The 14,114-nt window shown below is 40.5% G+C and carries 14 protein-coding genes and 1 pseudogene; 3 read left to right on the top strand and 12 right to left on the bottom strand.

The window, feature by feature from the left end:
- Window positions 1-135: 135 nt before the first annotated feature.
- The 12 genes and pseudogenes from FQV30_RS08195 to FQV30_RS08150 form a co-directional block, all read right to left on the bottom strand.
- Entirely contained in the window at window positions 136-1,572 is a 1,437-nt protein-coding gene (locus FQV30_RS08195) for an MDR family MFS transporter (protein ID WP_186725578.1), read from the bottom strand.
- A 537-nt stretch (window positions 1,573-2,109) separates the two neighbouring features.
- Window positions 2,110-3,540 (bottom strand): MDR family MFS transporter, encoded by a 1,431-nt coding sequence (locus FQV30_RS08190; protein ID WP_146499680.1) that lies wholly within the window; start codon window positions 3,538-3,540, stop codon window positions 2,110-2,112.
- A 128-nt stretch (window positions 3,541-3,668) separates the two neighbouring features.
- Window positions 3,669-4,796, bottom strand: coding sequence for an NtaA/DmoA family FMN-dependent monooxygenase (locus tag FQV30_RS08185; RefSeq protein ID WP_146499679.1), 1,128 nt, complete (start codon window positions 4,794-4,796; stop codon window positions 3,669-3,671).
- Between the two features lie 450 nt (window positions 4,797-5,246).
- Window positions 5,247-5,519 (bottom strand): ArsR/SmtB family transcription factor, encoded by a 273-nt coding sequence (locus FQV30_RS08180; RefSeq protein ID WP_146499678.1) that lies wholly within the window; start codon window positions 5,517-5,519, stop codon window positions 5,247-5,249.
- A 378-nt stretch (window positions 5,520-5,897) separates the two neighbouring features.
- Window positions 5,898-6,350, bottom strand: coding sequence for a hypothetical protein (locus FQV30_RS08175; RefSeq protein WP_146499677.1), 453 nt, complete (start codon window positions 6,348-6,350; stop codon window positions 5,898-5,900).
- An 828-nt stretch (window positions 6,351-7,178) separates the two neighbouring features.
- Entirely contained in the window at window positions 7,179-7,904 is a 726-nt protein-coding gene (locus tag FQV30_RS08170; protein WP_146499676.1) for a GTP pyrophosphokinase, read from the bottom strand.
- A gap of 58 nt (window positions 7,905-7,962) precedes the next feature.
- Complete coding sequence (locus tag FQV30_RS18190; RefSeq protein WP_255473369.1) at window positions 7,963-8,085, bottom strand: hypothetical protein; 123 nt, start codon at window positions 8,083-8,085, stop codon at window positions 7,963-7,965.
- A 203-nt stretch (window positions 8,086-8,288) separates the two neighbouring features.
- Window positions 8,289-8,462 (bottom strand): hypothetical protein, encoded by a 174-nt coding sequence (locus FQV30_RS17930; RefSeq protein WP_186725577.1) that lies wholly within the window; start codon window positions 8,460-8,462, stop codon window positions 8,289-8,291.
- A gap of 86 nt (window positions 8,463-8,548) precedes the next feature.
- Window positions 8,549-10,747, bottom strand: a complete 2,199-nt coding sequence (locus FQV30_RS08165; RefSeq protein ID WP_146499675.1) for an MMPL family transporter — start codon at window positions 10,745-10,747, stop codon at window positions 8,549-8,551.
- The gene (locus FQV30_RS18185) at window positions 10,728-10,859 is read right to left on the bottom strand and encodes a hypothetical protein (RefSeq protein ID WP_255473368.1); all 132 of its coding nucleotides are present in this window, start codon (window positions 10,857-10,859) and stop codon (window positions 10,728-10,730) included. Before FQV30_RS18185 ends, FQV30_RS08165 begins: the two co-directional genes overlap by 20 nt.
- Window positions 10,860-11,196: 337 nt before the next feature.
- Window positions 11,197-11,506, bottom strand: a pseudogene (locus tag FQV30_RS18355) (sensor histidine kinase).
- An 18-nt stretch (window positions 11,507-11,524) separates the two neighbouring features.
- The gene (locus tag FQV30_RS08150) at window positions 11,525-11,755 is read right to left on the bottom strand and encodes an ATP-binding protein (protein WP_146499674.1); all 231 of its coding nucleotides are present in this window, start codon (window positions 11,753-11,755) and stop codon (window positions 11,525-11,527) included.
- Between the two features lie 557 nt (window positions 11,756-12,312).
- Here FQV30_RS08150 and FQV30_RS08145 point away from each other — a divergent pair.
- The 3 genes from FQV30_RS08145 to FQV30_RS08135 all read left to right on the top strand — a co-directional run bounded on the left by FQV30_RS08145 (window position 12,313) and on the right by FQV30_RS08135 (window position 13,755).
- Window positions 12,313-12,657: a GNAT family N-acetyltransferase gene (locus FQV30_RS08145; protein WP_146499673.1), complete on the top strand. Its 345-nt coding sequence runs from the start codon at window positions 12,313-12,315 to the stop codon at window positions 12,655-12,657.
- 72 nt (window positions 12,658-12,729) lie between these two features.
- The gene (locus FQV30_RS08140; RefSeq protein WP_186725575.1) at window positions 12,730-13,143 is read left to right on the top strand and encodes a DUF1259 domain-containing protein; all 414 of its coding nucleotides are present in this window, start codon (window positions 12,730-12,732) and stop codon (window positions 13,141-13,143) included.
- A gap of 90 nt (window positions 13,144-13,233) precedes the next feature.
- Window positions 13,234-13,755, top strand: a complete 522-nt coding sequence (locus FQV30_RS08135; RefSeq protein WP_370512389.1) for an MFS transporter — start codon at window positions 13,234-13,236, stop codon at window positions 13,753-13,755.
- Window positions 13,756-14,114 lie beyond the last annotated feature (359 nt).

Here is a 14,114-nt window from a genome sequence, read left to right as displayed (position 1 = left end):
CACTCCTTATAAAAAGTCAGCATAAGTCCGAGCATGGACCGATACTGACTTCAGAGAATACATGTTTTTTATATAATTGATTTATTCATCCACCAGCTGCGAAGAATTTATGCATTCCGTTCTCCTTTGATGAAATCAATGGATGGATGGCGCCGACTTATGGCTGGCAACTGTGTGACGGATGAAGAACGCGAAGACAATGCCTAGCAATGCAACGAACATTGCAACCAAGAAGACATTTTGTGAACCTGCAGTTATCGCTTTGGCGATTTCGGTTAGCTTTGTCGGATCGGAGGAGCCATGCAGGTACTTCTCCATACCACTCGTCAGGATACTGATGGCGACCGCTGTTCCAATCGCTCCCATAACCTGCTGCAGCGTGTTCAGAACGGCTGTACCGTGCGGGTATAATGCCGGCGGCAATTGGTTCAAACCGTTCGTTTGGGCTGGCATCCAAATCAAGGAGATCCCCACCATGAGCCCGATATGCAATAGTACAATAAAGGCCACGGAAGAAGCTGGGGATAGCGTGGCAAAGAACCAAAGCATAACCGCAACGAGAACAAGGCCTGGAATAACCAGCCATGTCGGTCCATACTTATCGAATAACCGTCCTACTAATGGTGACAGAATACCATTTAGCGCACTGCCCGGCAGAAGCATGAGTCCGGCGATGAATACTGAGAATCCGGCGCCAGTTTGAAGGAACATCGGCAAAATGATCATGCTTGACATAATAATCATCATGCAGATCAGGACCAGAAGCAGCCCAATGACGTACATGGGATACTTGAAAACGCTCAGGTTTAACATGGGATCTTTCATAGAAGTCTGACGCAGGACGAACAAGACTAAAGCAACGAGCCCGACGACAATGGAAGCGACCACCACTGTACTAGTCCAACCTTCCGAGCCTTCGCCTGCTTTGCTGAAGCCAAAGACCACTCCTCCAAAGCCGATGGTTGATAAGGCAATCGATAAGAGATCGATCCGGGGTTTTGTGACCTCGGTGACATTTTCCAAATACTTTAATCCAATCAATAACCCCACGACTAAAAGTGGCAGCGAGAACCAGAAAATGTAATGCCACGTAAAATACTGGATCAGTAAACCGCCGATGGTCGGTCCGGTCGCTGGTGCGAACATAATGACCAATCCGACGAATCCCATAGCTGCTCCCCGCTTTTCAGGGGGATAGATGACAAGAATCGTATTGAACAGGAGGGGAAGCAGCAAGCCCATGCCAACTGCCTGTAAAACCCGGGCAAACATCAACATTTCAAAATTGAACGCGAGCGCCGCAATCAATGTGCCCACAATTGAGCTTATTAGCGAACTTACAAACAGTTGTCTTGTAGTAAACTTCTGCAGCAGCAATCCGCTTACTGGCATCAAGATGCCGAGCGTCAGTAAGAACCCGGTCGTCAGCCACTGGGCAGTTGCAGCCGTAATCTGGAACACGTCCATTAAATTCGTCATGGCAATATTTAGGGCTGTTTCACTAAACATCCCCACAAAACCAACGATCAGCAGCGACGCCAAGATGGCACGCGTATTGTATTGTTTCTTCATCTTTTTCTCTCCCAGTAACCTGATTAACTTAATAACGGTTTATTTTTTGCAAAGCCTTAGTTCTTTAAATCGTTAAGTATGAATTGCTGCTTACTTTTTTCTTGATGAATCCCAATGCTTATTGTTATTAAATTGGTTTATCAATCTTCTCCTTTTCCATCTCGGTTCCCAGGAAATTGAAGAATCGCAAGTAAAGTGTCTCCATCTTCTTTCTACAGATTAAAGAGTATACAAATGTTTATTAAGCTACATAAACGTTTGTAATTCTGCAGGAAAGAAAATTTCTTTCCCTATATCTTTAGATACACCTGAAATTCATCCTTCTCAAGAGAACAAGCGATATAAAGGCATTGAATGTTTAGTTAGCTAAAGGTTGGTTTAGAAAAACCTTAGAATAAGTTTTTTCCATCCGAAGCACGAGTTCCCTTAACACCAAGCGTTCTTCTGATGAAATCGAATGCAGTAATTTTTCCTGCCATTTTTAGTATGAACGCTCTTCATAGACACCGCTAAGGGATTCCTGACGAAACATTAATGTTACGCCTGCACTTCTTTGCGCCGGACTACGCCACGGCGAATGAAGAATGCAGTGACCAAACCAATCAGTGCCAGGATAATCATGTACAAGAACACGTTATGTGATCCTGCCGACATCGCGTTTGCCATTTCAACCTGTCTGGCGGGAACGGAGAAGCTGTGCAGGTATTTATCCATACCACCCGTAAGGATACTGACAGCTACAGCAATTCCAATCGCCCCTGAAACCTGCGGCACTGTGTTGATGACTGCCGTACCGTGCGGATATAATTCTGGCGGTAATTGATTTAGTGCGTGCGTTTGAGCTGGCATTAATATCATGGCTGTCCCAATAGAGAGCCCTATATGCAAAGCCACCATTAAAGCTACTGAAGAAGCAGGAGATAGGGCAGTAAAGAACCATAACATGACTGATACGATCACGAATCCGGGAATAGCGAGCCATTTTGCGCCATATAGATCAAACAAGTGCCCTATTCGCGGGGAAAGAAGACCGAAAAGCGCACTGCCCGGCAACAGCATGAGCCCCGCAGTGAACGGAGATAAACCTGCACCCGTCTGCAGAAACATCGGCAGAATGATCAGGGTCGCCATAAAAATCATCGGGACTATCGCTACTAGAACCAGTCCCACAACGTACATCGGATACTTGAACACGCTCAGGTTCATCAATGGATTGCTCATAACGTTCTGACGCCACACGAACAGTGCCAGACCGACGAGGCCAACAAGAATCGAAGAAATCACAACTGGATTGCCCCAGCCTTCAGATCCTTCGCCCACCTGACTAAAACCATAAACAACTCCTCCGAATCCAATCGTTGACAGTAACACAGACAGTAAATCGATCTTTTGCTTTGTGACAGCGGTAACGTTCTCCAAATACCTTAACCCCATCAACAACCCTATCACTAAAAATGGGAGTGATAACCAGAAGATATACTGCCATGTTAAATATCCGACTACCAGACCACCAAAGGTCGGTCCGATTGCTGGGGCAAACATGGTAACAAGCCCGACTAACCCCATTGCAGCCCCCCGTTTATTCTGTGGATAGATAATGAGAACCGTATTGAACAGGAGTGGGATTAAGGTGCTCATACCTATTGCCTGGAAAATCCGGCCGAACATTAACATTTCAAAATTGAGCGCCAGCGCCGAAATCACTGTACCGACGATTAAGCTTGTGAGCGAAATTGTGAAGAGCTTTCGTGTAGAAAACATCTGCAGCAACATCGCACTTATTGGCGTTAAAATGCCTATAGTCAACATGTACCCAGTTGTTAACCATTGTACAGTTGCCGCTGAAACCTGGAATACTTCCATTAAATTAGTCATTGCAATATTGATGGCCGTTTCGCTCAAATAGCCGGAGAAACCGCAGAGCAGCAGCGCTGCCATAATGATACGTGTATTGTAGTTCTTTTCCATTTATATATATCTCCTTGTAAATCACTTTAAGTAAAAGCGTTTATTTTTTAGCAAATCCTTGCCTGTTCAACTATTCAAGCATGAAGGGCAGTATGTAACTCCATCATGGGCTCTATCCGGAAATTGTTTCAAAGTGAGTATCTATTTTCAGGATAAGGCAAACCCAAATTACCGCGTAAGGTGTTTGATTCATATTCCATACGGAAAATCCCCTTTTCCTGTAAAATAGGAACGACTAAATCAATAAAGTCATCAAATCCGGAAGGATGCTCCTGCCTGATCAGCAACATATCCAACGCCCCTGCCTCGTACCAGTGCTGTATTTGTTCTGCCACCTTTTCGGCTGAACCAAAAAATATCGGCTTCGGTATCCGATAAATCGGCATCAGGACCTGCAGTTCCTGAAATTTTTCTTCAGCCTCTCTTTCTGTTCGGCCGATAATCGGGTTTTGGGAAATGGTAAGCAGAAAATCATCAAACGAACGCCCTTCCAACTCCACCCTCTTCTTTAGCTCCTGACTGAAAGCTTTTGCATCTTCCAAACGTTCAGCCGGGAGAAATACTCCATCGGCATGTTTTGCAGCAAGGTCCATGAATTCCGGAGAGGTGCCCGCCTGGAAGATAACGGGCCTTCCTTGTCTCGAGCGGCTGATGTTGAGCGGACCATCGACGGAAAAATAATTTCCCCTGTAATTGAGTGGATGCATTTTTTGGTGATCAAAGAACACTCCGCTTTCTTTATCCCGTATAAAGGCATCATCCTCGTAGGAATCCCAAAGGCCTTCGACAATCTCTAAAAACTCTTTTTTCATCGGATACAAATCCGCTTTTGAAAGGTGCGTGCGGCTGTAATTCGCCATCCCTCCCGGATTGGACGTGACGGCATTCCATCCGGCTCGGCCATTGCTGATTTTATCAAGAGAAGCCATCTGACGGGCAACCGTAAAAGGATCCGCATAGGAAGTGGCAATTGTGGCAGTCAGCCCAATGGAATGTGTCACCATGCTTAAGGCAGACAGAATACTTACGCCTTCAAACATACTGAGATAATGCGGAATCATTCTTGGTCCGATATGGCTGACATCAGCTAAAAAGATCACGTCAAACTTTCCTTCTTCTAATCTTTTTGCTTTTTCTACATAATAATCAATGCTCTCGCTGGCGTTAGCCGGCATATCCGGGTGACGCCACCCCATATAATTAAAGCCTACTCCATCTATAATGCCGCCGATTTTAAGTCGTTTTTTCTCTGCCATTCACACCTTTCCCTTTCTTTTTGTCTATTTTGGTTAGTTCATTACCCGTAAGGTTAAATTTTCCATCTAGTAATTATTGTGTAACAGTGGAAAGATGGAATAGAATAACCATGTTTCGGCCTTCCACTGCTCCGCTTCTTAGTGCTGTTAAGTTTTGAGACATAACCTTTAACAGCTCAATGTTATGTAATTCTATGTTTCTAAAAATATAGAAATATAAATCAGTTGGATCTATTATTGCTCTAATCTTTATCGCCATACCAAAGTATAAAACAACCCTTCAAACGAATAAGTTCAAATTATTGTAATTTAAAGAGACGTCGTGTTATCAATCCTCCATTCCTTTTAGGATATAACATTTTATATTTCGAAAAAAATAGAAATAACAAACAAAAAAATAATTCCATAGGAATACAGAATTATTGTATTTATGATTTTAGTTTACCTGGTTTAATGGATATCGTATAGGTCAGGTACAAATTTCTTTGCAATATCCTCATTTAAACTATAAAAAATATAAGTTCCTCGCTTCTCAGGAATTAAAATTCCACAATCTGATAATTGCTTTAAATGATGAGATAATGTGGATAAAGGAATACCATCAAGACGGCCTTCAAGCTGTGCTGGACACAAACTATTTTCCTCACCGATAATTTGGATAACTTTGTATCGGGTACTATCCCCCAATGCTTTATAAACTTTAACAATTTGATCATTATCCATTTTTTATGCAGCCCTTTCTCAAATATAAAATGTTTTACCATAAAGTATTTCGATATAACTCGAATTAAACATTATCATGAAATAAATGTGATGTAAAGGATTCGGGTTTCCGACTATTGGATATCCATTTGTTCCTCATAACGCATAGGTGTTCTGATAACTGGAAGAAATCTATGTTTCCGTATCCGGACAGGAAATGTAATTAGACTATCTATTACATGACCAAAGTAGACACATAACGGAAATAACTTTGGAGGAGCATCTATCCTTTCACCAATAATTATCATTTTACTGTCTCCTTTTCTCCCTTGTATTCAAGGACCTTTTGATAATCTGATGATATATAAACCTTTATTCTGCTTATAAACAGCATCGCTGTTAATGTAAAATTGGATTTTCAGAAAACTCGATGATTGGAAATTCCGGGTTTTCCAACTCTTCATAATACTTCATGACAGCTTTTTCTTCTGTCGTTAACTCGGTTGTTGCATGCTTCATGTTCTGAATGGCTGTATCATCCTGCAAATAGACCCCATACCAATTTTCCTGATCTGCATCTTCCAATTCAACTGACACTGTCCTGTATTCTTCTTTTAGCAAAGCAAAAGAATCTGCAATTGATTTCTTCGCATCTTCTTCTCCTGAGCCTTCTGTCATAAGCTTGACTGCAATTAGGCTCTTATTAGCCCCTTCTTGTCTTTCCGTTTCATTAAATGGAGGGATGTTGTTTTCGTCCACACCCATTTCCTCATAGACTGAATTATTGCAGGCGGAAAGAAACAACACAGTTACAAATAAAACAGCGATTAATCTCTTTTTTTTAATAAACATTTATTTCCCTCTCCCTATAGTTAATGGCAACTATACAAAAACAACTTTCCATTTAATTACCATACCATAAACACCTCTTCTCTTCCTTCTCGATAATAAACCTTGAAAAATATCCAGTTGTGACCTTATTCGATACCCTACTATTGTAACCGTTCGTAAAAGTACAGGTAAGCAGACACATGAGGGCAAGCAATGCTGTCAGCACTGCTTGCCCCTTTGTGTTTTGCTATCAGAATAATAACTACTGATAATCCCTCATATATAAACTTAATTAAGATTGAGCAATAAACAACTTATAATCTAAGAGCGTAGGAAATCCCTTAGATTCCTTTTTAGACATTAGTTAAATGTTTCTTTTAATAGTAAGTTAATGCTCAAGCTTCCTGTTCTCTCTTTGCCTTCACATTTCTAAAGTCTGCGTAAATATTTCTATTGACAGATTCTCGTGATAATCTATCGGCTCGTATTGATATCACATACGCCTTATTTCTCCCTTGTCTAAATAAGTTTTCTTTAGCATACTAAAAAATATGCCATCTTCAATTTTCCACATAAATTTACTGGCATTCAAGGGTTTTTGTATTTGAAATAGTCTTTTTGCATACACGAGAGAATACAAAAGGAAAGCGATAGTAAAATCGCAAGACTCAGGTTGCTGAACCCTTCGAAAATAGTTTACACAGTATGTACAGAAAAAAACCAGCTATCTTCCTAAAGGAAGATAGCTGGTTTTTGCACGATTAAAAAGATGAAATGAAGTTTTTCAGCCACTAAAAATCTTGCTTTTACTTGCTCCTTAATCGCAGAGTCTGAAGGTAATTCAACTGATCAGTGACGCAATAACTCATGAATTTTTCCTTCGTTCACACTATTTGCCGCTTCAGGTTCAAATATATGGCTTCTAGTATCCAAACCCTTTATAGCATTCACTTCTTTATGGATCCTTTCCATATTTTTATCTAACGCTAAAGCAGAAAGTGCTGCTTCCTTAAGTTCTCTAGTAAATTTTTCTGGAATCGCTTCATTAAATTTATAATAGATTTTGTGCTCAAGACTCGCCCAAAAATCCATCGCAATCGTCCTGATTTGAACCTCTACATAAGTATGTTCCACGCTGTCAGACATGAAAACAGGAATTTTAATGATCATATGGAGACTTTGATACCCATTCGGTTTTGGATACTTGATATAGTCTTTATACTCAATTACCTCAATATCTTTTTGTTTTTGCAGCATTTCACAAACTGCATATACATCGGAAATAAATGAACAGGTAATGCGGATTCCCGCTATGTCTTTAATATTCTCTTTTATTGTTTCCAATGACAGCTCGCATTTCTTTCGCTTCGCCTTCTGCAGTATACTCTCTGACGACTTTACCCGTGAGCTGATATTTTCAATTGGGTTGTAGTCGTGGATATATTTAAACTCTTCATTCAAAATGTTGATCTTTGTATTAACTTCATCGATCGCGAATTTGTATATCATGAGAAACTTCAGCAGATCATTCCGTGTTAATTGCATTTTAAGGTCATCTAAAGAAGCCGTAGTCATTTTAATCCCCTCCCCACATCCATCTATTAATAGCATCTGCTTTCCACAAATAAAGAACTTACAGCATCAAAACAAGTTGAGGCCTTTTACAGGTTTGGGCATTCACACCCTTTTCTTGAAGCTTTTGTACAATGGCATATAGATTTATCCTTTTTTCTTTCTTAGATTCTTTAGGCTTCATTTTTTAGCACTCCTTAAGAATAGTGTTCTTTAAAAGACTGAGTAACGCGCATGCTTTCCAATTTTCTTCTATCAGGTTTCTGCCCGTGAAAATGAGCGTGGATAATCAAAAATCTCTTCCATACCCCAAGGTATATTCCTGTTCAGCAACAAGAGATTTTTTCTCTCCTTTATGCTTCTTGAAACTTTATATTTTTATGATTATTAGTGCTTTCTATAAAACCCTTTTGAAAGGAAGTAAGGGTAACCGATGATAATAAAGGGAGCTGCCAAAGCCAAGAGCCCTTTACAGTCTTTGCGTCCCGTATCCTTCACTACCCATCCAAAGACGATCAACCCCAAAAGCAAGTAACTTAAAATGCTGAATCCTACTACCATAACACCCCTCCTCCCTTTCAAAATGAGTCTTTATAGGCTTTTCTTTGACATGATGCTGTTTTTACAAGACTCAATGTCCGCTTTTTTTACACAAGATCTTCCGATGGCTGCTTTTGCACCATTGGTTTCTTTTCCTTTTCTGTCATAAGTGTCGTGCCTTCAATGTCAATATTAGGAAGTATGCGGTCTAACCATTTTGGCAAATACCACGAAGATTTGCCCATCAATGTCATTACGGCCGGAACAATGGTCAATCTGACAACGAATGCATCAAATAATACACCGAATGTAAGCGCTAAGCCCATCTGTTTGATAATGGGATCGCTGGCCAGGATAAAGCCTGCAAATACCACGGCCATAATCAATCCTGCTGCTGTGACAATTGGTCCGTTTTCTTTCATCCCAACAAAAATGGCTTTTTTTGCATCTCCTGTATGCGTATAGACTTCGCGCATCTTACTAACCAGGAATACTTCATAATCCATTGCCAAACCGAACAGAATTCCGATGCTTAAGATTGGCAATAGGAATAAAATAGCTGTAGGTCCAGGAAGTCCGAATAGATCCTGCAGATAACCATCCTGTACGACCAAGACGGTAAATCCGAACGTGGCCGCCATGGATAGAACAAAACCAAGAACTGCCTTTAATGGGATTAACAACGATCTGAACACGACCATCAATAATAAATAAGCGAACAGGATGATCAAAGCCGCAAATATAGGCAGTGCGTCCATAATTTTTTGGGAAATATCAATGTTAATGGCTGTAGAGCCGGTGACCATTAATTCTGCATTCCCGGATTTGGAAAGTTCACGGATTTCTTTGACCAAATCCTTGGTTTCGGCATGGTTTGGCCCGTGTGTAGGTGTGACACTGATGATGAACATGTCCCCAGATTCATTTGGCATTGCCGGAGATACGCTTTTCACATGAGTCAAACCGCCAATATCTTCAACCACTTGGTTTATCTTGTCCGGGAATTCTTGCGCAGCGCCTTCCGGTTCTGCCAATACCGCTAGTGTCGCATGGACCCCATCCCCGTATCCTTCGGTCATCAACTCATAGCCTTGTCTTTCTGTTTTATCGAGCGTCTTATCTCCTTTGTTTGGCAGCCCAAGTTCCATATGGAAGAAAGGAACACTCATGACCACCAGAAGTACGATACCGAGAATCGCTACAGTTAACGGTTTGCTTGTAACAAATCTCCCCCATTTATTGCTGGAGGCGGCTTTTTTCTTATCTGTTCTTGTAATCAAGTTGATCACTCTGTTCTTTCTTGTCGCTGCCATTTTATGGCCGAATAAACCCAAAATCGCTGGCAGTAAGGTAAGCGAGACGAAAATCGTCCCTAGTACTACCGCAGCTGCTGCAATTCCCATCGAACCAATGAATGGGATTTCCATGACAACCAGCCCTAACAATCCAATTATGACGGTTACGCCGGCAAAGACCACTGCGCTTCCCGCAGTTCCAGTTGCGATGGCAACCGATTCTGTTACGGAATTCTCTTTTTTCATTTCCAGTCTAAATCGTGAAATAATGAATAATGCATAATCGATTCCTACTGCTATTCCTAACATTGCTGCCAAGGTAAGCGAAATCGAAGGAACATCAAAGAAATTTGTTCCAATGAGGACCAGTAAAACACCCATTCCTAAACCGAAAAGCGCCATAATGATCGGCATTCCAGCTACCAGCAACGAAGTAAAGGTAATAGCTAACACTACGTATGCAGCGATGATACCCATCACTTCTGAACCGCCGCCTGTTGTCACATCAAATTCCACTGTTCCACCGAGTTCTGTCTGAATGCCGGCATCACGGGTAATCTGCAAATTGTCTTCGACAATCCCCTTGGACTCATCAGACACTTCTGCCGCTGGCGTGTCATATGTAATCACAGCATAGCCGATTTGTTTGTCCGGGTTGATGTTCTTTAGTTCTGCCGGTGTCGCAACTGAGGTTACTGCCTGATCTTCCTGTATTTTTTCAAGAGCCTCCTGGATCAGTTTATTGTTTTCTGCTGAATCCAACGTTTCATTTTCCGGAGCTTTCATCACCAGATAAGCTTGCCCTCCGCTATCTCCACTTTGAAATTCCTTTTCCAATACCTTCATCGCTTCTTCAGATTCTGTTCCTGGAATTGCCAAATCATCATTAAAGGATATTCCCATGCCAAGAGCGGCAGCTCCCAAACCTCCCAAGATCAGCAGCGTCATCAATATGACTTTTATGCCGTTTAAACTCGACCACTTTCCGATATTATATAAAATTTTCGCCATTTTCCTCTTCCTCCTTTTGATTTCTTTTTTTCGTCAATACTTGTCCAGAAATTACTGAAAACACTAATGCTGTTGTTAAAAAACCTGCTATTAATTTCATTATTGCCGTCATCTCATTTCTCCTTTACTTAGTGGGTTTCCTAAATTCACCTTTCTTTGCGTTTGATTATTTCTTCAACCACTAGGATTATCGCGTCAATTTGTTTGTGGAATGTCAAAGAAATGTTTATGAAATGTTAAATGATACGCTTTTAAAAGTATTTTTATAAAACGAATTTGAATGGTTAATCTCTTTGACTCTTCGATTATGTCTCTCAGTTGTTTGTAAGATGTCAAAGATATGTGTGGGAAATGTTAATTGGTTTTTTTAAAAAATCATGACAACAAAATAAAAAGCAGTTCCAATCCCTGTTTTTCTAGGGTCTGAAACTGCTTAGCATCTGGTAAGCCTAATCAATACTCTTTTTTGTCTTTAGAACAATTGTAAATGCTGTTCCCGATCCTGGAAGGTTCTTCACTGATATCCGGCCGGCCAGTAAATCAATCACCTTCAAAGATAGCGCGAGGCCGAGCCCATTGCCTTTTTTCGAATGGAAACTGTCGGCCCTGATAAAATTTATCGAAAATGTGCTTGATTGTCTCTTCGCTCATTCCCGGTCCATTATCTTCTATTATAACCGTTACCTTATCAGCATCTGATGTCTGCGTTAGTTTGAGTGTGCCGCCAGGGTCAATAAACTTCACGGCATTGGCAAGCAAGTTGTTCCAGACAATTTCTTACATCTCCTCATCTGCATGAATCATTGCCCGCTCTTCAACTTCTGCGATAAATGCATTGTTCTTTTGCTCCCATGACTCTTCAAAGGACAATGCACAATCGATAAGTTGCCGGCATACATTATAAGGGTTTGCTGACGATATGATTTCCTTATTCTCCACCTTATTAAACTTGAGAATATTAGTCACCAATGTAGTCAACTTTTTAGAGGGTGTTATGATCGTCTCCATATATTCCTTTTCCTTTGTCAGATCTTTTTTGCAATGCTACAGCATAGCATTGGACTCTTCAATCATCACTTCCACATAATCCTTTTTGCCATCCTTGCGAAGAGGCGAAATCCGGACAGAACAATCGCCTTCCGCCATTTTTTCCGCCTTGCTAAGGATCGACATTGGCTTGTCATAAGCCACATGCCGCTGACTTGCACTTATCCGAGAAAAACCAAGGAAATGATGACCCAGTATGCAACTGTTCGCCTCTTCCATGTAATTTTGTTCTTCCATATAACAATGCGATAAATTTTAAATTCATTAGGTAACGGACTTTATCTTATCTATAAAAACTATGTTAATAGACTGAATATCACATTTAACATTTCAAAAACATTTTTTTGACATTTCTCAAACAAAATCAAGAAATAATACAATTATTAAAGAAACTATAGTCAAGAGATAACTATTGATGTGTTTTTAGCAGAAAAGAAAGCATAAGTGCCATCGATTTTTTTAATGGAAAGTGTAAAAAGCCTTTTTGAAAACATAAAATGATGAAGGAGATGGAGTGTATGTTAATCAAATACAAAAAATCATATGAAAAAATCGCTATGGGCTTGCTGTCATTTATGCCAAAAGAGCGGACGCTTAAAAATCTTCTGCAAACGATGAAACAATATAATCTTGCTCCGGACTGGCAGTTTTACCTATGGAAATACCAAGAAGATATTATTGGATTGATCGGTGTTGAAGTAAAGGAAGACTTTGTCACGGTCCAACATGCTTCTGTTAATCCTTCCCATCGCGGAGAAGGAGTCGGCCGGACTATGGTGGAAGAAATTCATCGTCTCATGCCTCATCATAAAATGCGAGCAACCAAAGAGACGGAATCGTTCCTTCTAAAGTGCTATAAGTAAACAATTTGCTGTTAAGTCAATGGAAGTAATTCAGAACGCTCATGAAATAAACCAGGAATGGATGTGTATACGATGAACCAAATGGAGACAATTGCAGAAAAAGTAACTTTTCTCTTAAAAGCAAATATGATCTTGTGTGAAGAAAAATGCATCCTTAAAAAGAAAAGAACCATTTCAATCCATGATGGCCATGTCTGCATCAATTGTCAGCTTAATCATCACATGTCATTTGAACGGCTACAGGAGAATGGTTTTGCCTTTAACCAGGCAGAAATCCTTCTTCTTCCCGAAGAATTTCCAACATTCGCTTACGCTCTCCAAGACCATCAACTTCCATTTCCGAGCACCTACAGACAATCGCAAGGAAACCATCCTCATCTTATCGTATTTTTCATAGAATCAATAGAGCCCCCGGATCAATTTGCTGAAAGGCTTTCAACCGCCCTGCACACTCTTGAACAATGCTCCACCTCTCATCTAAGCTAGAACGGACCTATATCCCCTTTTGCTTCATTACTATACGCATTTTGCTACATTTATCTATTATGAAAACTAGTCGTTCTATATGAAAATCCAATACAGAACCATTTTAGTCGTGAGTTTGTTTACGATGATCGCTGGATTCTTTTTGTTCTGACTATTTCGGCTGACAGCTCTCTTGTTCTCTTTGGCGTTTGTGCTGGTATTTTAGGGGCAGGCATGGGAATGTTGATGCCTACTTTAACTACATTAACGCAAGAACTCGTTCCCAAAGAGGATATCGGTTCTGCAACAGCTTCCATCAACCTGTTCCGTTCACTAGGAGCTACAATTGGAGTGAGTGTTTTGGGAGCTGTCCTGAACAATCGATTGGCAACGAACTTGCAAGCAACGATAGATGAAAATCCGGAATATGCTTCCGCCTTATCGCTGAATATACAAGAATTATTACGCAATGGAAGCGGCCTCTCTCCTGAAGTTTATAGTGATTTGCTGAATTTGTTTATCGATAGTCTGAATGTATTATTTGTTCTTTCAGCAGCCTTACTTGCTGTGGCTGTTTTTGCCTCTCTTTTTGTCGGGAATGGAAAACTTGCTACTCAAAATCCGAATGATTGAGAAATAGTTGAGCGTTCTATTTTGAACTTACAGATACGCATGCACTTCGAATCGAATAGTAAGGAAACTGATAGAATGTCCAGTATTTTTATTACTTGATAAACAACTAAGCTTCCATCCCCCTTTCAGACTTCTATAAATTTTTTAAGAGCCAAAGATGCTGAACCCTTATTTATAAAGGTTCAGCATCTTTGGCTCTTTGACATTTCCGGCCGATCTGTAGGGCTGTATTTTAAAATTTATCCTCACTGTAATAAATTCACCTGTCGAAATCTTACAGACCACGCATTATCATAAGGTGCACTGCTTGCCACCTTACCTATTCTCCATTAACAATTTGCAAACATTTCACTGACAAC

Source organism: Planomicrobium sp. CPCC 101110, assembly GCF_007859395.1.
Taxonomy (GTDB): Bacteria; Bacillota; Bacilli; order Bacillales_A; family Planococcaceae; genus Planococcus.
This window is presented reverse-complemented; position numbering and strand designations above follow the sequence as displayed.